Consider the following 24,359-nt stretch of genomic DNA (forward strand, 5'->3'; position numbering starts at 1 on the left):
ATCTGCTCTTAAGCCTGACGCATGGCAGCCGCCGCTTCGAGGCCTGCGGCCGCCACTCCGGCAGCCGCGAGGCGTCCTGCCGCGCCCCCTCCATGCAGCCACTCATCCATGGAATCTGCGGCCATAGGGACACCAAAATAAAATCCCTGCATCTGATAACAGCCTGTGGTCATAAGAAACTCGGCCTGTTCCTTCGTCTCTACGCCCTCGGCGATAATGCCCAGATTCAGGTTGCCCGCGATCGCCACCATGTTGCGGATGATGGCCTGCTTAAAGAACAGGCTGCTCTGCTGAATAAAGGAACGGTCGATCTTCAAGGTGTGGAACGGAATGTCCCCGATCCGGCCCAGCGAGGAATATCCCGTGCCGAAATCGTCCATGGAGATGCGGACCCCGCGGCTCTGCAGCCGTCCAAGCTGCTCGATGCTCTGCTCCAGATTGCTCATCGCAACCGACTCCTTAATCTCCAGCTCCAGGGCGGAGGCCGGCAGTCCGGAGTCCTGCAGCGCCCGGTCAATCATGCTGACCATCAGGAAGCTGTCCAGCACATGGCTCGAAATGTTCACGGAGACAGGAACTGCGGCGAGGCCGGCCTTCTGCCAGGCGGCATTCTGCAGGCATACCTCGTTCAGCATCCAGGCCGTAATGGTCAGGATGACACCGTTCTCTTCGGCAATCGGGATGAATTCGCCAGGTGAAATCGAACCCAGCTCCGGGTGCTCCCAGCGCAGGAGCGCTTCCATGCCGGCTAACCGGTCATAGCGTGCATCCCATTTCGGCTGATATACAATCCTCAGCTCCGAGCGGTGCAGCGCCAGCTGTAAATCCCGTTCCAGCCTCAGCCGGCGCGCCTGCTCCTGTGCCATCTGATCGTCGAAGAAGCTGTACCGGTCCTTGCCGGTCTTCTTGACGTGATACATGGCGGTATCTGCCGCACGCAGCAGAACATTGCGTTCCTGGCCATGCTCGGGAGCCATACTGATGCCAATGCTGCCGGACACCATCAGCTTGTAGCCCTCCACCAGCACCGGTTTATGTATTGTAGAGATGAAACGATCCGCCAGCTGGCCCGCCCGCTCTCGGTTCGCCTGTGGCACCAGTGCCACAAATTCATCGCCGCCCAGGCGGTAGACCAGAGCCTGCTGTCCCGCTGCTTCCCGGAAACGGTCTGCAATGACCTGCAGCAGCATATCGCCGATGTCATGGCCGTACAGGTCATTGACCGACTTGAAGCGGTCAAGGTCGATGAACAGCACCGCTCCTCTCCAGTGCCTGTCGAGGCTGCTGTCTGTATAGCGCATCATGCCATTGCGGTTCGGCAAGGCAGTCAGTGAATCGTGATACGCCATTTTCTCCAGCAGATGACGTTCATAGAACAGCGCCCCCATCGTGACCATAAGAATAACGGTAGCTGCTGCCGAGATCAGAATAAGCAAAAAGGTAATATAGCCGGAATCTGTCAGGTCAGCCGGGCCCTGATGAGGCGTGAACTGCGCTGCAGCCATCCCCGTATAATGCATTCCGGATACTCCGGCCCCCATAAGCAGGGCGCTGTTCACCTTCCAGTAGCTGAAGCGGATGGAGTAGCGGAATTTGCGGAACAGCATCAGCGCAGTAAAGGATGCAGCGAAAGCGATCAGGACCGAAATTCCCGTAAGCAGGGGATCAAAGGTCATCTGGGCATCCATTCTCATGGCAGCCATGCCGATAAAATGCATCATCAGTACAGCCAGTGCCATGCTGACGCCTCCAATCCACATGCCCGGCATCCCTGTTCGGCTATGTGTAGCCAAATAAAAGGCTACGAAGGCGCCGATACAGCTGATCACGGCAGACAACAGGGTCAGGGCCGGATCATAGGCCAGCGCCTGAGCGGAATGGAAAGCGAGCATTCCGATAAAATGCATCGACCAGATGCCCAGCCCCATAATCGTGGAGCCGCCGAACAGCCATAACAGCTTTTGAAGCCCGCTCGCCCGGTATACCCTGCTGGCAATATTCAAGCCCAGAAAAGAAGCCCCGACTGAAATCAGAACCGATAAGAGGACAATCCATCCATCGTAATGTTCATGCATCATATTTAGCTCCATCGGCATGTGATTCACTTTACATATTCAGACATGCCTTCTTCTTTTATACTTCTTGTGACCTAGTATAATAGAACCACACCGGAAAGAAAAGTAAGAAAGCCGCCCGACCTGCAAGGGGCGTATACCCGAGAGCAGGCTGGCGGCTGGCAATGCAACCTAACGACATTATAAACTGCGCGGAGAAGTGACCATCACAATGATGCTTTTGTTGAAATCATAATCCCAATCGACGAAAATATCCAGGATTCGGCGATTCAGGATCGGCTCAAACAGACCCTGCTGATACAAATACTGCTTCTCCATATTCCGCTTTACACTCTTTAGCAGCTCCCCGTGCCCCAAACGGATGAACTCCTTCTCAATCGGCACCAAAATGCCCTCACGAATAAATAAGAGCGTGCGATTATTCATTTCAAAAGATTGGAGCTGCTCCGGATTCCGCCGGGACTGACCGCTGATCAGAATAATTTCCTGCTCCAGCTCGGCTTTTTTGTCAAACTGCTCGTTGAGGTCCACCTCTTCAGTGAAGGTCTCCAGGCAAATGGCGGTGATCATGCCGGAATGATGATGCAGAGCCCAGTCGTAATACATTTCCTCAGGCTGGCTCCCGGTCACCTGCGCAATATAGGCACTGACCTCCGGAAGCACCAGCTCCATCAGTCTTTCTCTCGTCTGATAGACGATGTGTGTATGGTCCTGCTGCAGCAGCACTCGTTCGGATGGCGTCAAAAAGTTTCGAAGATAAATAGTAATATACTGCCCGCCCATGGATACAATGACGGATTCCGGTCCTTTTCCAAAGCGTTCTCTCAGGACCTTTCCCGTATAGCTAGCAATAAGCTGCTGTAATTGATGTATAGACTGATTCATGAATGACGACTCGCTCCATAGCACCGGCCCTCTCCCAATAAGACAGGCACCATTCTTGAACGAATGCTCAGACCCCTCCTGACGTATAGCTAAATTTAAGCGGCAGACTCAGGTTATTTGGCTGCATGGCGCAGAGAATATTTTAGAATATATTGGAAATAAAAAATGACCTAACTCTCCCGATCGAAAGTTAGGCCATGAAAGTGACTTTTACCCCATGAGGGATAGATTCACCCATTTACCTGGATATATATTCACTCATTCTCATTCATTCTGGAAGTCATAGCCTTACACAATGAAATGAGAGCTGCCTGCTGCAAGATCGCTGCGATATGGAATCAGCCTTGTTGACCATATCCTTCACACTTAAGCTGAACCCATTATAGCATACACTATCAGTGGAAAAAAGAGTCTATTGTCTGATGCCGCCTTTGGGTGAAAAGGACTTGCGAGCGGCTTTTATACGGGTAAAAAGGGCATGTTAAAACCATCAGCCGAAGATGATGCAGCACGGCCGTTTGGACTCCTCACGTCCATGGGTAATTGGAATTGGACCCAGGCAGGCATGCGGGGTGCCTACATAATGAAGGATCATTCCAGGGGAGATGAAGATGGTGCAAAGAAATCATACGATTATGCAGTTTTTTGAGTGGCATGTTGCCGCGGATGGATCTCACTGGAAACGGCTGCAGGAGGCTGCTGCCGAGCTAAAGGAGGCGGGCATCGACACGGTCTGGGTACCACCCGTAACGAAAGCCCAGTCTCCGGAGGACAATGGCTACGGCGTATATGATCTGTACGACCTCGGCGAATTTGACCAAAAGGGCGGGGTCGCTACCAAATACGGCACGAAGGACGAGCTGATCTCGGCCATCGATGCTTGCCGGGAGCAGGGGATCAACGTCTATGTCGATCTGGTCATGAACCATAAGGCTGGGGCTGATGAGAAGGAGCGCTTTCAGGTCGTCCAGGTGGACGAGCAGGACCGCAACAAGGAAATCTCCAAGCCTTTCGAAATCGAGGGCTGGACAAAGTTCACCTTCCCGGGGCGCGGTGACACGTATTCCTCCTTCAAGTGGGACTATACCCATTTTAACGGAACCGATTATGACGAGGCGGGCAAGAAGACCGGGATCTTCCGGATTGTCGGCGACCACAAAACGTGGAGCGATCAGGTAGATCATGAATTCGGCAATTACGACTATCTCATGTTCGCCAATATTGACTACAATCACCCGGACGTTCAGAAAGAGATGCTTGCCTGGGGCAAGTGGCTTGCAGAAACGCTGCGCTGCGGAGGCTTCCGCCTGGATGCGATCAAGCATATTAACCATAACTTCATTAAGGAATTTGCATCTGTGATGAAAAAAGAGTTCGGCGAGGACTTCTACATCGTCGGCGAATTCTGGAATCCGGAGCTGGAGGTATGCCGCAATTTCCTGGACACCGTGGATTATAATATCGACCTGTTTGACGTCTCACTTCATTACAAGCTGCAGGCCGCATCAGAGGCAGGAGCGGATTTTGATCTGCGAACTATTTTTGATGATACGCTCGTGCAGTCCCACCCGCTGCATGCCGTAACCTTTGTAGACAATCATGACTCCCAGCCGCAGGAATCGCTGCAGTCCTGGGTCCAGGACTGGTTCAAGCAGAGCGCCTACGCCCTCATCCTGCTGCGCCAGGATGGATACCCGGTCGTCTTCTACGGCGATTATTACGGTATTGGCGGCGAACAGCCGATTCCGGGCAAGAAGGAAGCGATTGATCCGCTGCTGTATGCACGGCAGCACAAGGCATACGGCCAGCAGGATGATTATTTCGACCAGCCCGGGCTGATCGGCTGGGTGCGCCGCGGCGTGGAGGAACTTCCGCGCTCTGGCTGCGCTGTCGTCATTTCCAATCACGAGGAAGGCAGCAAGGTGATGCAGGTGGGCGCGCATCGGGCGGGAGAGGTCTGGCTCGATCTGACGAACACCCGCCAGGAGCGTATCACAATTGGAGAGGACGGCAACGCGGAATTCCCGGTGAACGGGGGCAGTGTGTCCGTCTGGGCCCTTCCAGAGCAGGACGTAAAGGCGGAATAGGCCCCCTTGCAAGCCTGCGGCCGCCGGAAGAGCGGTCGTGACTTCGCCTAGCCGTCGTGAAGTTTAGAACCCTCCGCTCCCGGGTAATACTCTGGTATCCTACTTCGTAAAGGAGCTGTTACACATGAGTGATCATAACGGAATGAGCGATAAGGTCAAGAGTGGTGTAAATAAAGCTAAAGGCGAAATCAAGGATCAGATCGGCAATGCGACCGACGACCACTCTCTGCAGGCCGAAGGCAAGAAGGATAAAGCCAAGGGCGAAGCCCAGGAAAAGGTCGGCGAGTTCAAAGACAGACACTAAGCTTCATTTAACAGAATCCGGCCGGATCATACCAAAGACACCTTCAACTCCTGCGGGCAGCATGCCCTAAGGGTTGAAGGTGTCTTTTTGGTGTAAGCTTGGCACCGTGTTTTCTCTATAGATGAACCTGCCCATCTTGAGCGTAAAGCCGGGGATTTCTCATGGCGCTGTTCCGCGTGATATGATAGAAATGAACGCAAGCGCTGCACTCATTTACATTCATTGAAGGAGGATATATGCATGTCCATTTATCAATATGAGGTTAAATCCATTACAGGGGAAACCCAGGCTCTGGAGGCCTACAAGGGAAAAGTGCTGCTCATCGTCAACACGGCGACCAAATGCGGCTTCGCTCCACAGTTTGACGGACTGGAGCAGTTACATCAGAACTACAAGGATCAGGGGCTTGCGGTGCTGGGCTTTCCAAGCAGCCAGTTTATGAATCAGGAACTGGAGAAGGACGCTGACATTGCTGAGGCGTGCCGGATTAATCATGGCGTGACCTTCCCGCTCTTCTCGAAGATTGATGTGAACGGGGACAGCGCCCATCCCCTGTATAAATACCTGGCAGGAGAAGCTCCCGGCGCCTTGGGCACCAAGGCGATCAAATGGAACTTCACCAAGTTTCTGGTGGACCGCAATGGCAAGGTCGTCAGCCGCTTTGCCCCTACGGATACGCCGGAGAAGATCAAGAGCCACATCGAGAAGCTGCTCTAGTTCCAGCTTCAGCTTCTAGAATGCCAGGGCCCTGACAGGAGTGAGCCGGACCTTCAGGGAAGCAGCCGGCTCAGAATCCGCTCCACCTCTTTAAAGCTGGATGCGGTGTAGTGCGGGAGATGCTGGGATTCCGGCTTGGCGTTCCGGTGATTGAACCAGATCGTCTGCCAGCCGGCTTCCAGGGCACCGACCACATCGTTGCGCCAGGAGTCGCCGACAAAGAGGCTGCTTCCTGGCAGCGTCCCGGTGACCTCATTCACATGCTGAAAGATGCGCGGGTCCGGCTTGTCCCAGCCTACGCCGCCGGAGACGAAGATGGATTCTGGAGGCAGTACCTCGGCCAGCCGCATCGCGGCGACCTTGTTCATCTGGTGCTGCAGCGGCCCGTTCGTGATGACGCCGACCGTATAGCCGGCGTTGACCAGCTGCCGCAGGAGCTCCCTGGCCCCGGCAAACATTTCTATATGATATTGCCGGGCCAGGTAAGCGGCCTGCAGCTCTTCTGCATCGCGCTTTCCGACCGGGATTCCAAAGTGCTCCAGCGTCTTCTGAAAGCGCTCTGTTCGGAGCCGCTTCAGTCCACGGCTGTAATCGGCGGAGCCAGCACCCCCGAGCTCTACAGACAGCTTGTCGCTATAGTAGCGCAGCAAATGATATGCCTCTTCATACGGGAATCCGGCTTCTGGCCGGACAACCTCCCGCACAGCCTCCTTAAAGGGCGTCAAATGGTCATAGAGCGTATCATCTACGTCAAAAAATACAGCTTGGACTGCTTCTGTCATGTTTTCCTCCTAATTGTTATGTGCACTTGTACATAGAAATATGAAACTTTTGTTGGCTCAAGCTCAACGGCATTTAAAGCAGTATATGACGGGAGCGTTCCTCTTCTCGCTTTTTCCGTTTTCTTGAGAGCAGTGATTTTAAACTATCCTTTCTTTTTAAAAAATAGAAAGTAACTTGTTACAATAACCAAGATTCCTAAAGCTGAATAAATGAGTTTAAATCTATCATTCTCAAGTTGAGTCACAAAAAAACCACCCATTGCCATAGCTAGAATCAATAAACCAAATGGCACTCTACGTTTCAATTTAAAACCTCCTTTTGGATTTATTAGGTTGAAGTTGCTTGAGCACCTTTTTTAATTACTTCATCAGAGCAGTCTCGGGCAAAGCATAGGTGTCTGAAGGTTCCGTCAAGAAACGCGGTCCTATACCCATCACTAACTTTCAGCGTAGTTTCTTCGGCGCAATGTACCTATTTGATCAAATGGGACAGTAAACGGGGGAATATTGGGCTTTCGATATTACCATTTATTAAGGGGGATGATGATATTATGACCGACCCTAATCAAGGTCCCAGCGGCGCAGGCTGCACTGGACCGGGCACTACAGGGGACTCCCCTTCTCTTGTTCCTGAAGGCAATGTGATCAGCAACATTGAGCGCTTCTCCGGCTTTCAGAGCCTGTATGACCGACACCGGCCCGAAGCCCCGCCCCTGGTCATCCATCTCCTGACCCGCGATCTGGGCCATGCCCCGCGGCTCGTTGTCGATCTTGGCTGTGGGACCGGACTGTCCACCTTCGCCTGGAAGGAGGCTGCACAGCAAGTCATTGGCATTGAGCCAAGCCGAGACATGCGCAGTATTGCCGAGCAGAAGCTGGAGCAGTCCGGCGCCAGTCACCTCTCGTTCCGGCCGGGATATTCCAATCAGACCGGCCTGCCGGCAAGCTCGGCAGACATCGTGACCTGCTCCCAATCCTTTCATTGGATGGACCCCGGCAGCACCCTGGAGGAAGCCGCCCGCATCCTGACAGAGGGCGGCCTCTTCGCTGCCTATGACTGTGACTGGCCGCCACTGCTGCATTGGGAGGTGGAGCAGGCTTATGTACAGCTCATCAGGAAAGCCGATCAGCTGCTGGACCGTCATGTGGAGAAAGAGGCCCAGGCCCACAAGTGGAGCAAGGAGGGGCATCTGCAGCAGATCCAGGCAAGCGGCCGCTTCCGCTTCGCAAAGGAAGTCGTATTTCACCACCAGGAGCCCTGCACCGCAGAGCGCTACCTCGGCCTTGCCTTGAGTCAGGGCGGCGTACAGGCGGTGCTGCGCCTCGGCTTAACCGACCTGGACGGTGATATTGCCGCGTTCCAGGAGCTGATCCAGCGCCATTTTGCCGATAGGGAAGAAAGCGTCCTGCTTAGCTACCGGATGCGGATCGGCGTGAAATAGCTCCAATGAATGGCTGTCCTCCCTTACCTCCCCAGGTAACGGGTCGGCAGCCATTTGCGGATCAGCTGGTTCGTAACCTCGGCCAGCACCAGCCCCAGACCGATCGCGCCGGAGATCATGAACGCCTGAGCGCCCAGGGACACCGCCTGGTCATATTGATTCATGGCGACATGCCGGAGCGCATCATACGCGAGCCCTCCAGGCACCAGCGGAATGATCCCGGATACACTGAAGACGATAATCGGCGTCCGGTACACCTTGGCGAAATAGTGACTGATGATCGTCACCCAAAAGGCTGCCACGACCGTAGCCGTGACCGGCAGCACCTCCAGCTCTTGCAGCCAGATGTACAGCATCCACCCGGCCGCCCCGGCCGCCCCGCATTGCAGCAGGGCCCTGCGGGGAGCGTTAAACAAAATGCCGAAGCCGGCGGAGGCGATAAAGCTCGCCAGTACATGCTGCAGTGCGTGATGAATCTCCACGGCGGTCCCTCCTGTAATTGGAAACAGGCGCGACTGTTCCCATCGATATGGTGCTCATTCCTTCATAAAAAAGTAAGCATAAACGCTATCCCCGCCCCGATCGCGAAGGAGGTGATAAATGCCTCCGCGCCTTTGGACAAGCCGGAGATCAGATGGCCTGCCATCAAATCCCGAATGGCGTTCGTAATCATTAGCCCCGGTACGAGAGGCATGACGGAGCTGATCATAATCAGGTCCAGATGCCGGCCCAGACCGGCCCGCACGAGCCAGACCGAGGTCATGCCAATGATCAGGGCCCCCGAGAACTCGGCAAAGAAGCGGACCGGCACCACTTTTTCCATAGATACCGCTGTGATGTAGCCCAGGCCGCCAGCCAGTACTGCGGGGAGCACATCCTCCCAGGTGCCGTTGAACATGAGCAGAAAGCATCCGCTGACCACCGCAGCCATCAGGATCATGAGCCAGGACGGATAATTGGGCTTCTCCCGTTCCGTTTCCTGAAGGGCCCGAAACGCCTCGGTCACGGTCAGCTCACCTAGATGAATGCTCCGGGAGATGGAATTTACACGATCGATGCGGTACAGATTCGTCGTACGGCTCGCGATCCGGATCAGCCGGGTCATATGGCTTGGCTCTTCAATTGAAAAAATAATGCCTGTCGGCGTCATATAGCTATGGCTGTTATCCAAGCCAAAGGCTGCTGCAATGCGAACCATCGTATCCTCCACGCGGTAGGTTTCGGCACCGCTTTCCAGCATGATTTTTCCGGCCAGCAGGCATACCTTCATCACCTCATGCTCCCGCCTTAACAGCTCCTCCACACCCGTGTCCTCCGTTTCCTGATGCTCTTCCCGGCCGCCGGGGGTGTCTTCCCCTGCGGCCTTGGCTTCTTGAATGTAACAGCCGCAGATGCCGCCTCATGTTTCATTCTTTAAGATGAGTATAACCTAATTGAGACCTCGCTTTCATGCCGCAGATTTGGGTTTCCTGCATAACAGGAGGTATAATGGTTTATGGCATACCCATACACCCTATGTTAGACAAGGAGGAATTTCTATGAAGAAACAAGCTCAGCCATCATCTCATTCCCTTCAACATATACCGCTCTCGATTCTGGATCTGTCCATGATTACAGAGGGCAGCACAGCCGCCGTTTCGCTGCGCAACTCGCTCGATCTGGCACAGCACGCCGAGCAGTGGGGCTACCACCGCTTTTGGCTGGCGGAGCACCATAATATGACGGGTGTCGCCAGCTCGGCGACCTCTGTCGTGATCGGCCATATTGCAGCAGGCACGAGCCAGATCCGGGTCGGCTCTGGCGGCATTATGCTGCCGAACCACTCGCCGCTCGTCATTGCAGAGCAGTTCGGCACGCTGGAGTCGCTGTTTCCGGGCCGGATTGATCTGGGCCTCGGCCGGGCGCCCGGCTCGGATCAGCTGACCTCCCGGGCGCTGCGCCGCGGATCCGGCAGTGATGGACAGGATTTCCCGGACCGCCTTGGGGAGCTGAGAACGTACTTCAAGCCCACCTCCGGGTCGTCCATGCGGGTTCGGGCAGTTCCGGGCGAAGGCCTGGACGTACCGATCTGGCTGCTGGGCTCCAGCGGCTTCAGCGCTCAGCTGTCTGCACAGCTGGGGCTGCCGTTTGCGTTTGCGAGCCATTTTGCACCGGACTATTTGCTGCCCGCCCTGGATCTGTACCGCAGTCAATTCCGGCCCTCCGAGGAGCTGGAGAAGCCTTACGCCATGATCGGCGTGAATGTCATCTGCGCGGATACCGACGAGGAGGCCCAGTATTTGTCCACCTCCGGCCAGCAGCAGTTCCTGAACATTATCCGCGGCAAAACCGGTCAGCTGAAGCCTCCGGTCAGCAGCATGGAGGATCAGTGGTCGCTGCAGGAGCGGGCGATTGTGAGCCGGACGCTGACCTACTCCGCAATTGGCAGCCCGGCTACCGTCCGCGAAAAGCTGGAGCAGTTCCTGGAGCAGACGCAAGCCGATGAAATCATCGTCGCCTCGGCGATTTATGATCATCAGGCGCGCCTGCGCTCCTATGAGCTGCTGTCCGAGATGGGCTTTGCCAGCTCCCGGACCGCTTCCTAAACATCTTCAACATGACAAGCCCCCCTTGAGCCCGCGCTGCGGGACAAGGGGGGCTTGCTTGGTTTATGGGCTGAGTCAGGCTCAGACTGGCAGGAGTGCTCCTTGCACTTCCCGCCGTCGCTTTAGTTACTCTTCATGCGCTGCAGCCGCAGCGCGTTCAGCACGACCGAAACCGAGCTCAGCGCCATCGCCGCACCCGCGACCCAGGGTGCCAGCAGCCCCGCTGCGGCAATGGGGATGCCCAGCGTATTGTATCCCAGCGCCCAGAACAGATTCTGCCGGATGTTGCGCATCGTTCGGCGGCTCATGGCCATAGCGTCCGGGATGCTGTTGAGATCGCCCTTCATCAGCGTAATATCTGCGGCCTCCATCGCTACATCCGTCCCGGTCCCCATCGCCATGCCGATATCCGCTACGGCCAAAGCCGGTGCATCGTTGATGCCGTCACCGACCATCGCTACCCTGCGGCCCTGCCGCTGCAGCTTCTGCACCTCCTCGGCCTTGCCCTCCGGCAGCACCTCGGCCAGCACGATATCAATGCCGGCTTGCTTCGCAATCGCTCTCGCCGTCCGCTCATTATCCCCGGTCATCAGAATAACCTCAATGCCCATTCTCTTGAGCCGCTCGACCGCCGCTTGCGATGTATCCTTGATTGTATCCGCAGCGGCAATGAGCCCGGCCAGCCGCCCGTCTACGGCTGCCAGCATCGCGGTCTTGCCCTCGCTCTCCAGCTGCACCATGCGCTCCAGCACATCGTTGAAATCTACATCATGACGGCTCATCAGCTTACGGGTGCCGACCAGAACGCGGCGGCCCTCCACGAGCGCGGAGATGCCGTAGCCCGGGACCGCTTCTACCGATTCGGCAGCCTTGAATACCGCTCCGCGCGCCGACAGCCCGGCGGACACGGCCTCCGCCAGCGGATGCTCCGACCCGCGCTCTGCGGCACCTACCAGGCGGTGGAACTCCGCCTCGCTGAGCCAATTCTGCACCTCCACATCTGTCAGCTCCGGTGTACCGTTCGTCACGGTGCCTGTTTTGTCCAGCATGACCGTATCCACCTTATGAGCCGACTCCAGATGCTCTCCGCCCTTGAACAGAATCCCGAGCTCCGCTGCCCGGCCCGAGCCGGCCATAATGGAGGTCGGTGTGGCAAGGCCCAGTGCACATGGACAGGCAATGACGAGCACGGCAATGGCAATCTCCAGGCTCGCTGCCACATCACCCGGCGCTATGACCAGCAGCCAGATCAGGAAGGACAGCACCGCAATGCCGACCACAATCGGGACGAACACGCCCGAGATGACATCGGCGATCCGCTGAATGGGCGCTTTGGAGCCCTGTGCCTCCTCCACCACACGGATAATACGCGACAGCGCCGTATCGCGGCCAATCCGGGACGCCTTCATGATCAGGCGCCCGTTCTTATTGACCGTCGCACCAATCAGAGGATCACCGGCCTGCTTATCCACGGGAACGCTTTCTCCGGTAAGCATCGATTCATCGACCGATGAGACCCCTTCAAGCACTTCCCCGTCTACGGGAATAATCTCTCCCGGCTTTACGATAACCTGATCTCCCACCTGCACCTGCTCCGCCGGAATGGAGATCTCCTCTCCGCCGCGAAGGACCCTTGCCATTTTGGCCTGCAGGCTCATCAGGCTCTGAATCGCTTTTGACGTCCGCCCCTTCGCCAGTGCCTCAAACAGCTTGCCGAGCAGCACCAGCGTAATCAGAATCGCACTCGTCTCATAGTACATGTCCGGACCGTGATGGCCCGGTGCACCGGCGAACGCCCATTGCAGCGTCAAGTACAGGCTATAGAAATAGGCCGCCGACGTGCCCAGCGCCACCAGCACATCCATATTGGCACTCTTGCTGCGCAGCGCCTTATAAGCCCCAACATAAAACGGCCCCCCGATATAAAACTGCACCGGCGTAGCCAGCAGCAGCTGAAACCACGGATTCATGAACAGATCCGGCATCCAGATCCAGGACGTCAGCGAGAAATGGCTCACCATGGCCCACAGCAGGGGCAAAGACAGCAGGCCAGAGAGAAGCAGCCGTTGCTTCTGCCGCTGGATGACATCCTGACGGTGGCGAGAGGCCTCTTCCGCGGCCGCCTTGGGCTCCGCTCCATAGCCGAGCTTCTGCACCCGGGCCTGAATATCCGGAATGCTTACCTCCGCCGGGTTGTATTCCACATGCAGAGACTCCAGCGCGAAATTCACCGTCGCCCGGTCTACCCCTGGCAGGCGGCCTACCCCCTTCTCAATGCGGGCGGCGCACGCTGCACAGGTCATTCCGGTCAGCGACAGATCTCCCGATTCCTTCAGCGTGCCGTAGCCCAGCTTTTCGATATTTTGAACCATGTCCTTCGGGGTTACGGCCTCGGGGTCATATTGTACGGACGCGCGCTCCAGCGCAAAGTTCACACTGGCCTCCTGCACGCCCTTCATCCGCCCCAGGCCTTTTTCGATTCGGCTGGCGCAAGCGGCACAGGTCATTCCGGTCAGCTGGAGTGTTGCCTTCTTCAGTCCCGGGCGGTCTCCCTGACTCTGTCCTGTTGTTGGTTCCATCATGTACACCTCTTCCGTGCGTATTGGTTCTTCTTGCGCATACTGTTACAGCAAGCACAATGTACAAAATATCCCTCTATCTAGCATACCCACCTACCCTATAAAAAGGAAGACGAGTCATCCCGCTTGACTGCGGGCCAGCGGAGCTGCGCAGCTTGCAGAGCAAAGCGCAGCAGGCCCCGGACGATCGCGTTATTTCATCAGCTTGTTAATCGTCACCAGCAGCTCAGGGATGACCTCTTCGTCTCCCTCCTGGATGCGCTCCATAACACAGCTCTTCATATGATGCTCCAGCAGCAGCTTTCCCACACCGTTCAGCGCGGATTGGACCGAAGCGATCTGGTTCAGCACATCATCACAGTACGTATCCCTTTCAATCAGGCCCTTCACACCGCGAATCTGGCCTTCAATCCGGTTCAAGCGGCTGATGAGATTGCTTTTGATTTTATCGGAATGATGGCTCTTCCGTTCCCCGTCTACGACGCACTCCTCATGAAGATGATTCTCTGCAGACATATCTCTTGTCCCCCGTTCTTCGCAAGCTTGCTTTCTAAGCTCCAGCAAGGTCCCTGCCCTGAGGCAAGGCCCATCTGATCATACAGCTATTGTAACACATAGCCCCCCACCCTATCCATGCTAAAAAATTGTTTTCCGCTTTATTTCCCCCTTGCAAGCGGATACAGAGTATAATATGATACTGCCATACTTGTATGGTAGTATGGCAGAACCTCAGGAGGTGAATGTACATTATGGTATCCATACCGCCGTCACAGTCTTTTCAAACGATGCTATCGGCCGAGAATTCCTCAGCCGGCAGTGTGGTCTACACCTCGCTGAAGGGGCAGATTCTGAGCCTGGAGCTGCCGCCAGGCACCCTGCTGTCCGAGAAGGAGATGTCTACGGCATATCAGGTCAGCCGCACCCCGGTGCGGGAAAGCTTTGTCCGTCTGGCTCAGGAAGGACTGCTGGTCGTCCTGCCCCAGCGCGGTACCCGCGTCTCCCTGATCGATCCGGAGCTGGTGGAAGAAGCCCGTTTCATGCGCGAGCAGCTGGAGCGCGCTGTGATCGCCCTTGCCTGCGAGAGCTTCCCGGAGGAGCTGCTGGCCGAGCTGGAGTTTAATCTGGCGCAGCAGAAGCACAGCGTCTTCCAGCAGGACGGCACAATGATGTTCCAGCTCGATGAGGAATTTCACCGCATCCTGTTTGCCGGCTGCAGGAAGCTCGGCACGTGGAACGTCATTCAGCAGATGAATGTCCATCTCAACCGGAGCCGCATGCTGTGGCTGTCCGAGGATCCGGACTGGGCTTCCTTGTATGAACAGCACCGGGAGATGGTACAAGCCATCCGGCAGCAGGACGTCAAGAGGGCCGATGCGCTGATGAAGCAGCACTTGAGCCTGATCATCTCCAACCTGTCCGTGCTGCAGCAAAGGCATCCGGATTATTTCAAGCCCCCCGGGATCTGAACGAGAGCGGCTGCAAGCTCAATTCGTTAGGCCCTACATTCATTGACTAGAAAGGCGGTATGCAAGATGCGTATGGTATTTCGCTGGTTTGGCGAAGGAAATGACACGGTTACGCTGGAGCAGATCCGGCAAATTCCGGGCGTGGAAGGAATCGTCTGGGCGCTGCACGATATTCCGGCCGGTGAAGCATGGCCGATGGAGCGGATCATCGAGGTTCGGGATCAGGCGCTCCGCTATGGGCTGCATGTGGAGGTGGTGGAGAGCGTCAACGTGCATGAGGACATTAAGCTGGGCCTTCCATCCCGTGACCTCTACATCCAGAACTACATAGACAATATCAAGAAGCTGGCGACCGTTGGCGTAAAGGTCATCTGCTACAACTTTATGCCGATATTCGACTGGGCACGGACCGATCTGCATAAGGAAACGGAGGACGGCTCGAACGCTCTCTTTTTCGAAAAAGACAAGATTCACGGCATCGATCCGCTGGAGCTTGTGAGCAGCATTACCCGCAATAGTGCCCTGACGATGCCGGGCTGGGAGCCGGAGCGGCTCTCGCAGCTGACTCAGCTGTTTCAGGCGTACCGCGAGGTTACCGCAGAGGATCTGTGGGATCACCTGGCGTACTTCCTGGAGGCGGTGATTCCGGTCGCTGAGGAGCACGGCATCCGGATGGCCATACATCCCGATGATCCGCCCTGGTCCATCTTCGGCCTGCCACGCATTATGACAGGAGCAGACAGCGTCCGCCGGCTGCTGAGTCTGGTGGACAGCCCTTCCAACAGTGTCACGATGTGCAGCGGCTCCTTCGGGGCGAACCCGGCTAATGATATCGTGAGCATGATCGGAGAGTTTCATGAGCAGATTCCGTTTGCGCACATCCGAAATGTGAAGGTGTTTGACAACGGCGATTTCATCGAGACGTCTCACCGCACGCAGGACGGCACGGTAGACATCGCCGGCGTCGTGAAGGCTTACCACGAGCACGGCTTTACCGGCTACTGCCGCCCCGATCACGGACGGCATATCTGGGGCGAGCAGTGCAGGCCAGGCTACGGCCTGTATGACCGGGCCCTTGGCATTATGTATTTATGGGGCGTCTGGGATGCACTGGAGCAGGCCCGTGCCGGAAAGGAGGTCTCCTCATGATGGAGCCTGAAGTATACACACCGCTGCCGAAGCATGACGCTCTAAAGGGCAAGGTCGCGGCGATCACGGGCGGCTCCGGGGTGCTCTGCCGCGCTATGGCGCTGGAGCTGGGCCGTCAAGGCGTCAAGGTCGCCGTGCTCAACCGCACCTTGAGCAAGGGCCAGGCCGTCGCGGACGAGATTGTGGCCGCAGGCGGCATCGCCATCGCCGCCGCCTGCGATGTCACCGACCCGGGCAGCGTAATCCAGGCCGAGCAGGAGGTCCGCAGCCGCCTTGGAGCCTGCGATATTCTGATTAACGGCGCGGGCGGCAATCATAAGGATGCCAATACGACGAATGAGCGGTTCCGGATGGAGGATCTGGATCAGGAGGGCGTAGCGACCTTCTTTGATCTTTCCGTGTCCGGCTTCCGGGACGTGTTCGATCTGAACATGCAGGGGACGCTCATTCCGACGCAAATCTTTGCAAGGCACATGCTGGGACGTTCCGATGCGGTCATCCTGAACGTCTCCTCCATGAGTGCGCCCTCTCCCTTGACCAAGGTGCCGGCCTACAGCGCGGCGAAGGCGGCCATCAACAATTTTACACAGTGGCTTGCTGTGCATCTGGCGGAATCCGGCATTCGGGTCAATGCGATAGCCCCCGGCTTCTTCCTGACCGAGCAGAATCGCCGGCTGCTGACCAATGAAGACGGCTCGCTGACCGATCGCTCCCGCAAGATCCTCGATCACACTCCGATGCGCCGCTTCGGAGTACCCCAGGATCTGCTGGGCACGGTGCTGTGGCTGCTGGATGCGCAGACCTCCGGGTTCGTCACGGGCACGGTCATTCCGGTAGACGGCGGGTTTATGGCCTACTCCGGGGTCTAGCCGATCCCCCAGGCAGGGCGGGTCCCCCAGAATCCACGGATCCTTGAGGAGGCACGGACCGGGTGAATGTCGCACCTTGACTTTAAGGCCGCGGTTATGGCATCTTAGAATCAGCTTTGAAGAACTTGAGTGTCCCATATCACACAGCGATGAAGGGAAAGAGTATTCTGCAGACGTCATTGTCCAAGCGAGCCGGCGGCTGGTGCAAGGTCCGGCACAATGCGGCAGATGAATGGGTCCCTTCGCTTCAAACCGAACGCCTGCATGATTTCATGCGTGCCAGTAGGCTTTGACGGCTCTCCCCCGTTATCCCGGGAGTGGTGGAAGCAAGCCGCAGCCTTTACAGACTGCGAGGCAGCTGTCCACGTGAAGCGCGGCTGCTCGCAGCCGAACGGTGGTGGTACCGCGGAGTCATGCACTTCGTCCCTGAGACTCGGGGCGGAGTGCTTTTTTGTTGTTCTAATTTAGAGGAGGTCTTTATGATGAGCAAAATTATGCTGTCCGGCATCAAGCCCAGCGGTGATCTGAACATTGGCGGCTACAGCGGGGCATTGAGCCAGTTTGTAGCGCTGCAGCACGACTATGATTGTTATTTTTTCATTCCTGATCTGCATGCCATTACGGTGTACCAGGACCCCAAAGAGCTGCATCAGCGCTCCCGGGACGTTGCAGCCCTGTATGTCGCGGCTGGCGTAGACCCGAACAAAGCGGTTATTTTCCTTCAATCCCAGGTTCGGCAGCATGCCGAGCTGAGCTGGCTGCTGGAAACGCAGGCCCACTTCGGGGAGCTGAGCCGGATGACCCAGTTCAAGGACAAATCCGGCGGCAAGGACACGGTCAGCTCCGGCCTGTTCACCTACCCGGTGCTGATGGCAGCAGATATTTTGCTCTATCAGGCGACACATGTGCCGGTCGGGGATGATCAGAAGCAGCATCTGGAGCTGACGCGGGATCTGGCTGCGCGCTTCAATCATAAGTATGCGCCGACGTTCACACTGCCGGAGCCGGTCATTCAGGAGAGCGGAGCGCGTATTATGGGCCTCGACGACCCTTCCAACAAGATGAGCAAGAGCAATCCGAACCAGGGCAGCTACGTATCCCTGCTTGACGAGCCGTCCGTCATCCGGAAGAAATTCTCCCGTGCGGTTACCGATTCCGATATGAGCGTGCGCTATGACTGGGAGGCGAAGCCGGCGGTCAGCAACCTGATCGAGATCTACTCCGTCTTCTCCGGCGACTCCATCGACGCCATCGAGAAGCGCTATGAAGGTCAGGGCTACGGTACCTTTAAGAAGGAGCTGGCCGAGGCCGTCGTCAGCAAGCTGGAGCCGATCCAGAAGACGTATCATGAGATCGTCCATTCCGAAGAGCTCGACCGCATCTTGAAAAATGGTGCCGAGCGCGCCGCCGAAAAAGCGGAGCAGACCCTGCTCGCCGCGAAGCGCGCCATGGGCTTCGTAACGTTCTAAAGCCTATAGCGGCGCTTTCACAGCCCCCCTCATTATGAATCTGCCACCCTCTTTACAAGAGGGGCTGGCAGACGTGGTGAGGGGGGCTTTTTGGAATGGAGAGGATAACGTGTATAATGAAGAGCACCAAAAAATGCAGGTTGCGCTCTCTCAAACAGGTTACTATAATAGTGGTAACTTAAATTTTGAACATTAGAAGGACGTGTTTCATTGAATTTTCGTGTATATATGCTTGCTATTGCGGCCTTTGTGGTAGGGATGGTGGAGCTGATCGTCGGCGGCATCCTGAATCTGATCGCAGAGGATCTGAACATTTCGGTCAGCTCGGCAGGCCAGTTCATTACCATCTTCTCGGTCACCTTTGCCATCAGCGGTCCCATTCTCGTCAACCTGACGGCGAAGCTGGAGCGGAAGAAGCTGTATTTGTACATGCTGGCCGTCTTTCTCATCAGCAACGTCATGGTCGCCCTGACCTCAAGCTACGCCGCCATCGTAGCCGCCCGGGCTCTGGCCGCCATGAGCGGCTCGGTCATCGTCGTGCTCTCGGTATCTATGGCCGCTGCCATGGTGCCGGAATCGCATAAAGGGCGCGCGATCGGAATCATCTACATGGGGATCAGCGGCTCGCTGGTGCTCGGCGTGCCCGTAGGGATGATGATCGGCAATGCCTTCGGCTGGCGCGCGCCGTTCATCGTCATTGCGGTGCTGACCCTGCTCTCGATGGGGGGCGTAGCGCTGTTTACTAAGCGTACCGCGCCGAGTCCCGTGGTTCCGCTAAGGCGGCAGCTCGCCTCGCTGAAGGACAGCAAGATCATTAGCGCGCAGCTGATCGGGCTGCTGCTGCTGACAGGGCATCTGACGCTATACGGCTATTTGCAGCCGTTCGTCGACGCCACCTTTCAGATCAGCCCTCAGATGATGAGCGCCGTGTACTTCCTGTTCGGCATCGCCGCCGTGCTCGGCGGCGGCGCGGGCGGATGGATATCCGACCGGCTTGGCACCAAGCGGGCCATTCTGGGCATTACAGCCAGCTTCTCGGTTTCCATGTTTCTGGTGCTTGTAACGTCCCAGACCGCCTTCTGGCTGTTCCTGCCGTTCATGATGCTGTGGAGCGGGCTCAGCTGGTCCATCGCCCCGGCGATGCAGACCTACCTGCTCCAGCTGGCTCCGGATCATGCCGAGACCCAGTTCAGCTTGAACTCGTCAATGACTCATCTTGGCATTGCCGCCGGCTCCATCATCGGCGGTGCAGTCATGGACCACGGCTCCGTCTCCGATAATCCGTGGGTTGGCGGCCTGATTGCGTCGCTAGCCTTCGGCATGGCGCTGTTCTCGTTCAGCCGCCGCACCAAGCCTGCCGCAGAGCGGGAGATGGCGGCTGCGGCTGCCAAGTAAGGATCAGCTGCTGATGGTTGTCCAATAACTCACAAAGGGGCGGTTCCTCAAGATCTTGTTCAAGATCCTGGGAACCGCCCCTTTGTGCCGGAAGCCGCCCTTTAGCTTAATATCGCAGCCGCAGCAGCAGGGATTGAAGCTCCTCATCCTGCAGCATTTCCTCCGGGTACTTGCGGCTGAAGGCCGTCAAGGCCATATCATGATAGAAGAACTCCGCAAATACCTTGACGAACGGCTGCCCCTGCGTCTCAATCGCCTGCCAGCTTCCGTTCTCCACACCGGCAAACAGCAGCTGCCGGGTATCCGTGACGAGCAGCATAAAGCGCTCCAGCTTGTCATGTCCCGCTGACGGCTTCAGCACATACAGCTTGGACAGCGCAGCGCCGGGCGGGTCATCGCCCGTGACGAGAGCCTCCACCCGAACGCCCTCCTGCTCCTTGCGGTTCAGCAGCTCCGTGAATGCAGCGAACTCCTCACTCCACATGGACACCAGCACCGATTCCCGGGCTTCCTGGATCATTTGCCGGCAAAACGCCTGGATCGAGCTGTACGACTTCAAGCTCCATACCTGGCCGTTGGCAGCGCTCTTGGACACGCTGGCCTCCCGCAGCTGCCGGATATCCTCCTCAAACTCCCGCGTAAGCTTGTCGATAACCGCTTCCAGAGGAAGCGAGGCATACGTTCTTTTTTTGCCTGATATGGTATCCATCACGACGCCTTTATCCACCAGCCGGTCCAGCACCTCGTACACCTTGGCCTTGGGCACTCCCGACAGCTTAACAATGCCGGAGGCATCCATGGCCTCCCCTTGCGTCACCAGCGTTTCATATACCTTGCTCTCATACTGCGAGTATCCAAATTGTAATAGCATGGCCCCTCCTTGACTGTTCCTTGTTGCTACCTATGTTACCGAAGCCGTCGACACTTGACCAGCTTTTGTACAGAAGAAAAGGTGATCTACCGGTGCAGACGGTTGAACATGAAACAGAAATTTATGAAACACTGCAGCATTCTGATTCCGCGTGGTCGCTGGCCTTAGTCACACATCATTCACTAAGTTAAAGAAGGTAGCTCTTATTAGTCATTTCTTCCATTCGATATTATCTATATTATGAAATCACAGAAGGAGAGTGTGATGCTAATGAAAATAGGGTTTAGTCCGTTGTCTAAAATTTTCTGTGTAGAGGATAACAGCGTATTGGGAGGATTATTCTAATGATCAAATCCAAGTTCAATTTGCCTATTATTGCATTCATTGCTGTCGTCGTTTTATCCGGATGCGCCTCCACGGGGGACCCCGTGCCAAAGACAAGCGCTCCTGCAAGCAGTACTTCAAATCCCGCAGGAACCTCCAGTACTGCATTACCTTCTTCGGCGTACCCTGTATCCATTGAGAACTGTGGACGTACACTGACGTTCGATGCGGCTCCAGAGCGGGTAGTAAGCCTGTGGCAGGCGCCCACCGAGATGATGCTCGCCCTTGGTCTGGAAGACCGCATCACTGCTGTAGCCGGCAACTATGCCGCCTACCCCGACAGCATCGCCAAAACCGCCGCGGCACTCCCCTTGATCGGCAATTCCATGAGCTGGCCCTCAAAAGAGGTTCTACTCAGTCAAGCCCCCGATCTCGTAGTCGGCCAGTCTCTGGAGGGCTTCGCCTTTGATACCTCGCAGGGCTATGCTTCGGTGGAACAGATTGAAGAGGGCGGCTCCCAGGTCTACGGGTCCAACTTATGTAGCTCATCAGATGCTCTCAATATGACGCTTGAGACACCGTACCGCACCCTGCGGGATTTCGGAATCGTATTCGGGGTTTCGGACCGGGCGGAAGACTTCATCACCCAAATGGAAGAAAAGAAGCAGAAGGTCATCAGCGCTGTGAAGGGCTTGCCCACACAGCGAGTAGCGTTTTATAACGGGGGCGATGGACCGCTGATCGTGCTCGCTGGCGGGATATACGACGACGCAATCGCAACAGCTGGCGGAGAGAACGTGTTCCCAGCGGACTCCGTCTATGTCAGTAAAGAGGAATTTGCAGCGTCCAATGCTGACGTAATTCTTGTCGGCACCTTTGAGGGTCAGGATTTCGCGACCCTCAGCAATTACCTCATAACTCATTTTCCCGACCTGCCTGCTGTGAAGAATGGCAAACTTGTGGAGATTCACGTCGCTGACACTGACGCATCCATCTCAGTGATGAGAGGGCTTACTGAGATCGCAAATGGCATCCATTCCGACTTGAATCTCGAGGTACCTGCGTCGTGACCCTCATGTCAATCTTAGCCCAGCCCACGAACGGTACTGTTCGACGGCGGAACTCCATCGTTGTCTTGATCATTGCATGCGCCATCGCTGTGATTATCTCTGTATCCACGGGATCAGTCCCGATCGCACCCAACCGGGTATTGTCGGTGATTGCTGAGCGTATCCTGCCTTGGAGCATCTCCACTACCGCAACGGATGTAGAGACACGAATCATTTGGGAGTTCCGGCTACCGCGTGCTCTGCTTGGGTTCATCGTCGGAGCCTCTCTCGCCGTTGCCGGTGCGGTACTTCAGTCATTGGTACGCAATCCGCTCGCCGATCCTTTTGTGTTCGGAATTTCCTCCGGCGCGTCCGTCACAGCGGTTGCGACGCTCACACTAGGTATCGGGGTTATGTCCACTGTCACCGTCCCCATCGCGGCCTTTGGTGGCGCTCTTGCTGCCACCTTGACCGTATTCTTGCTCGCGCAAAGAAGAGGTCGTGTCACGCCGGGACGATTGATATTGGCAGGCGTGGCAATGTCATACCTGCTCAGCTCCGTCACCAGCTACCTCGTCCTGCGTGCAAGCGCACCCGGCCAAGGCGTGAGCCAGGTGCTCTCCTGGCTCTCCGGAAGCCTAGCGGCCGCGGACTGGGGCGACCTGGGTATCCCTGCTCTAGTTCTCGGTGTCGCTACCTTGGTTCTCGTGCTGCTGTCCAGGATACTCAATGCCCTCCTCATTGGCGATGAGACCGCTGCGAGTCTCGGCGTCGATGTCGGGCATTTCCGGCTGGTGATGTTTGTTATCACCTCGCTTCTCGTCGGCGTCGTCGTTGCGGTAAGTGGCGCAATTGGTTTCGTCGGTCTCGTGGTTCCGCATGCCGTCCGGATGTTCGTGGGCTCAGACCACAGGTGGGTCTTGCCTATATCTGCTCTAGCCGGCGGGCTGCTGCTCGTCGTGGTCGATATCGCAGCACGACTGATCATTGCCCCATCTGAACTGCCAGTCGGGCTGCTCACCGCCGCCATCGGTGCACCGTTCTTTCTTTGGATGCTGAAGCGATCCAGCAGAGGAGAAGCATGAGCACTCAAGGCGGTATGAAAGCCGCTGCACTCTACGTCGACAAGATCACGGTCGAAATCGCGGGACGCACGATCGTCGAAGACATCTCTTTATCCGCCGAAAGAAACGTCGTCGGACTCATCGGTCCTAATGGCAGCGGAAAATCGACGGTATTGCGTGCCATTTACCGCATGCTTCGTCCTGCCTCCGGACGGGTGATGGCAGCAGATCGTGACGTCTGGGAGTTACGTCCGCGAGAGGCGGCCCGCGTGACAGCAGCCGTCGTGCAGGACGGACCTAGCGATCTCGAACTCACAGTAGCGGAGTGTGTCGCAACAGGACGCATTGCCCACGGCCCCCTCTTCGGGACTTCCAACAAGCCGGATGACATGCTCGCGATTGAAAGAGCGATGAGGCGGGCCGGTGTCAACGATCTGGCAAGTCGAGACATGAGTTCGCTGTCCGGTGGAGAGCGACAGAGAGTTCAGCTGGCTCGTGCCCTCGCACAAGAGCCGCGCATTCTCGTGCTCGATGAGCCGACCAACCACCTGGACATTCGTCACCAGCTCGAACTGATGACACTTGTTCGAACACTGGGGGTGACGACGCTGGTGACCCTTCACGATCTCAATCTGGCCGCAGCATACTGCGACCGCCTCGTCATCCTTTCCAAAGGTCAGGTGGTCGCCTCAGGAACGCCTAGCGAAACCTTGACACCGGATTTGCTACATAAGGTCTTTGGGATCCGGGCTCAAAGCTTCACCAATCCACTTACCGGACGCATGCAGCTGGCCTACGGTCACGAAACGGAGCGGAAATCATGACAGCAACAGAAAACACCGAACCAGCCCAGGAACCCACGGTCAATCTGCAGGCCATTCTGATCATCCGGCGGACCAAGCTGCAGGACCGCTCATCGGACGGCGCGCGACCACTCATTGGTCGATGCATCATCTGCTAGCAGAATATACCCCGCAACCACCGCTGGAGCTGGGACTGCAGACCAAGCCGGACTGGAATCCTCTCGACCCCATATGAACTAATACTCCACTCAAATACATCAATAGAATGGATAAGTGGACAGAGTGGCATCATATTTTGGACCTAACTGCCCTTAAGCCTCTTTATTGTCTGTATCGCAGATAAATATTACCAGCGTTAGAAGCAGATAAGTGATCACGAGGTGAGCAGATTTTCACAATACAAACAAAGCCTTCATCATGACCAAAACAAGAGGGAAGCGTCAA

Annotated in this window: 23 protein-coding genes and 1 other annotated feature; of the genes, 14 read left to right on the forward strand and 9 right to left on the reverse strand. The window is 56.4% G+C overall.

Going from position 1 to position 24,359, the window contains the following annotated elements; genetic code table 11:
- Positions 1-8: 8 nt before the first annotated feature.
- The gene (locus tag E6C60_RS19810) at positions 9-2,078 is read right to left on the reverse strand and encodes a putative bifunctional diguanylate cyclase/phosphodiesterase (RefSeq protein ID WP_175415369.1); all 2,070 of its coding nucleotides are present in this window, start codon (positions 2,076-2,078) and stop codon (positions 9-11) included.
- A 177-nt stretch (positions 2,079-2,255) separates the two neighbouring features.
- A complete protein-coding gene (locus E6C60_RS19815; RefSeq protein ID WP_138227378.1) occupies positions 2,256-2,960 on the reverse strand; it encodes a Na-translocating system protein MpsC family protein in 705 nt (234 codons plus the stop codon).
- Positions 2,961-3,574: 614 nt separating this feature from the next.
- Here E6C60_RS19815 and E6C60_RS19820 point away from each other — a divergent pair.
- The 3 genes from E6C60_RS19820 to E6C60_RS19830 all read left to right on the forward strand — a co-directional run bounded on the left by E6C60_RS19820 (position 3,575) and on the right by E6C60_RS19830 (position 6,068).
- On the forward strand, positions 3,575-5,047 hold the full coding sequence (locus tag E6C60_RS19820; protein ID WP_138227920.1) for an alpha-amylase: 1,473 nt from the start codon (positions 3,575-3,577) through the stop codon (positions 5,045-5,047).
- Between the two features lie 124 nt (positions 5,048-5,171).
- Positions 5,172-5,351: a CsbD family protein gene (locus E6C60_RS19825; RefSeq protein WP_138227379.1), complete on the forward strand. Its 180-nt coding sequence runs from the start codon at positions 5,172-5,174 to the stop codon at positions 5,349-5,351.
- 240 nt (positions 5,352-5,591) lie between these two features.
- Positions 5,592-6,068 carry a glutathione peroxidase gene (locus E6C60_RS19830; protein WP_138227380.1) on the forward strand — a complete coding sequence of 159 codons (477 nt, stop codon included), beginning with the start codon at positions 5,592-5,594 and terminating at the stop codon, positions 6,066-6,068.
- Between the two features lie 53 nt (positions 6,069-6,121).
- Here the strand turns inward: E6C60_RS19830 and E6C60_RS19835 are convergent, their stop codons facing one another.
- Complete coding sequence (locus E6C60_RS19835; protein WP_138227381.1) at positions 6,122-6,850, reverse strand: HAD family hydrolase; 729 nt, start codon at positions 6,848-6,850, stop codon at positions 6,122-6,124.
- A gap of 143 nt (positions 6,851-6,993) precedes the next feature.
- The gene (locus E6C60_RS21045; protein ID WP_175415370.1) at positions 6,994-7,155 is read right to left on the reverse strand and encodes a hypothetical protein; all 162 of its coding nucleotides are present in this window, start codon (positions 7,153-7,155) and stop codon (positions 6,994-6,996) included.
- A gap of 246 nt (positions 7,156-7,401) precedes the next feature.
- Between E6C60_RS21045 and E6C60_RS19840 the strand changes: the two genes are divergently transcribed.
- Entirely contained in the window at positions 7,402-8,292 is an 891-nt protein-coding gene (locus E6C60_RS19840; RefSeq protein WP_138227382.1) for a class I SAM-dependent methyltransferase, read from the forward strand.
- 23 nt (positions 8,293-8,315) lie between these two features.
- Here the strand turns inward: E6C60_RS19840 and E6C60_RS19845 are convergent, their stop codons facing one another.
- Both E6C60_RS19845 and E6C60_RS19850 read right to left on the reverse strand, forming a co-directional pair.
- Complete coding sequence (locus E6C60_RS19845; RefSeq protein ID WP_138227383.1) at positions 8,316-8,774, reverse strand: threonine/serine exporter family protein; 459 nt, start codon at positions 8,772-8,774, stop codon at positions 8,316-8,318.
- 62 nt (positions 8,775-8,836) lie between these two features.
- Complete coding sequence (locus tag E6C60_RS19850; protein ID WP_397332035.1) at positions 8,837-9,595, reverse strand: threonine/serine exporter family protein; 759 nt, start codon at positions 9,593-9,595, stop codon at positions 8,837-8,839.
- Positions 9,596-9,830: 235 nt separating this feature from the next.
- Between E6C60_RS19850 and E6C60_RS19855 the strand changes: the two genes are divergently transcribed.
- Entirely contained in the window at positions 9,831-10,877 is a 1,047-nt protein-coding gene (locus E6C60_RS19855; protein ID WP_138227384.1) for an LLM class flavin-dependent oxidoreductase, read from the forward strand.
- A gap of 122 nt (positions 10,878-10,999) precedes the next feature.
- Here the strand turns inward: E6C60_RS19855 and E6C60_RS19860 are convergent, their stop codons facing one another.
- Complete coding sequence (locus tag E6C60_RS19860; RefSeq protein WP_325053169.1) at positions 11,000-13,459, reverse strand: heavy metal translocating P-type ATPase; 2,460 nt, start codon at positions 13,457-13,459, stop codon at positions 11,000-11,002.
- A 189-nt stretch (positions 13,460-13,648) separates the two neighbouring features.
- On the reverse strand, positions 13,649-13,972 hold the full coding sequence (locus E6C60_RS19865; protein ID WP_138227385.1) for a metal-sensitive transcriptional regulator: 324 nt from the start codon (positions 13,970-13,972) through the stop codon (positions 13,649-13,651).
- A 233-nt stretch (positions 13,973-14,205) separates the two neighbouring features.
- Between E6C60_RS19865 and E6C60_RS19870 the strand changes: the two genes are divergently transcribed.
- The 5 genes from E6C60_RS19870 (at position 14,206) to E6C60_RS19895 (ending at position 19,804) form a co-directional block, all read left to right on the forward strand.
- Positions 14,206-14,922, forward strand: a complete 717-nt coding sequence (locus E6C60_RS19870) for a GntR family transcriptional regulator (RefSeq protein WP_233281075.1) — start codon at positions 14,206-14,208, stop codon at positions 14,920-14,922.
- Between the two features lie 66 nt (positions 14,923-14,988).
- Positions 14,989-16,071 carry a mannonate dehydratase gene (gene uxuA, locus E6C60_RS19875; RefSeq protein ID WP_138227386.1) on the forward strand — a complete coding sequence of 361 codons (1,083 nt, stop codon included), beginning with the start codon at positions 14,989-14,991 and terminating at the stop codon, positions 16,069-16,071.
- Complete coding sequence (locus tag E6C60_RS19880; RefSeq protein WP_138227387.1) at positions 16,068-16,940, forward strand: SDR family oxidoreductase; 873 nt, start codon at positions 16,068-16,070, stop codon at positions 16,938-16,940. Before uxuA ends, E6C60_RS19880 begins: the two co-directional genes overlap by 4 nt.
- A 140-nt stretch (positions 16,941-17,080) precedes the next feature.
- Positions 17,081-17,371 (forward strand) — a binding site (T-box leader).
- A 48-nt stretch (positions 17,372-17,419) separates the two neighbouring features.
- Entirely contained in the window at positions 17,420-18,409 is a 990-nt protein-coding gene (trpS, locus tag E6C60_RS19890; protein ID WP_233281076.1) for a tryptophan--tRNA ligase, read from the forward strand.
- Positions 18,410-18,619: 210 nt separating this feature from the next.
- On the forward strand, positions 18,620-19,804 hold the full coding sequence (locus E6C60_RS19895) for an MFS transporter (protein WP_138227389.1): 1,185 nt from the start codon (positions 18,620-18,622) through the stop codon (positions 19,802-19,804).
- A gap of 106 nt (positions 19,805-19,910) precedes the next feature.
- On the opposite strand, the gene E6C60_RS19900 is transcribed toward E6C60_RS19895, so the two are convergent.
- Positions 19,911-20,675, reverse strand: a complete 765-nt coding sequence (locus E6C60_RS19900) for a TrmB family transcriptional regulator (RefSeq protein ID WP_138227390.1) — start codon at positions 20,673-20,675, stop codon at positions 19,911-19,913.
- A gap of 344 nt (positions 20,676-21,019) precedes the next feature.
- On the opposite strand from E6C60_RS19900, the gene E6C60_RS19905 reads away from it, so the two are divergent.
- The 4 genes from E6C60_RS19905 to E6C60_RS21050 all read left to right on the forward strand — a co-directional run bounded on the left by E6C60_RS19905 (position 21,020) and on the right by E6C60_RS21050 (position 24,073).
- Positions 21,020-22,069 carry an ABC transporter substrate-binding protein gene (locus tag E6C60_RS19905; RefSeq protein WP_138227391.1) on the forward strand — a complete coding sequence of 350 codons (1,050 nt, stop codon included), beginning with the start codon at positions 21,020-21,022 and terminating at the stop codon, positions 22,067-22,069.
- Positions 22,070-22,134: 65 nt separating this feature from the next.
- On the forward strand, positions 22,135-23,133 hold the full coding sequence (locus E6C60_RS19910; protein WP_233281077.1) for a FecCD family ABC transporter permease: 999 nt from the start codon (positions 22,135-22,137) through the stop codon (positions 23,131-23,133).
- Positions 23,130-23,936 (forward strand): ABC transporter ATP-binding protein, encoded by an 807-nt coding sequence (locus E6C60_RS19915; protein WP_208203786.1) that lies wholly within the window; start codon positions 23,130-23,132, stop codon positions 23,934-23,936. The genes E6C60_RS19910 and E6C60_RS19915 overlap by 4 nt, the downstream gene beginning before the upstream one ends.
- On the forward strand, positions 23,933-24,073 hold the full coding sequence (locus tag E6C60_RS21050) for a hypothetical protein (RefSeq protein ID WP_175415371.1): 141 nt from the start codon (positions 23,933-23,935) through the stop codon (positions 24,071-24,073). Before E6C60_RS19915 ends, E6C60_RS21050 begins: the two co-directional genes overlap by 4 nt.
- Positions 24,074-24,359 lie beyond the last annotated feature (286 nt).

Origin of the sequence: Paenibacillus algicola, assembly GCF_005577435.1 — a bacterium.
Taxonomy (GTDB): domain Bacteria; phylum Bacillota; class Bacilli; order Paenibacillales; family Paenibacillaceae; genus Paenibacillus_AQ; species Paenibacillus_AQ algicola.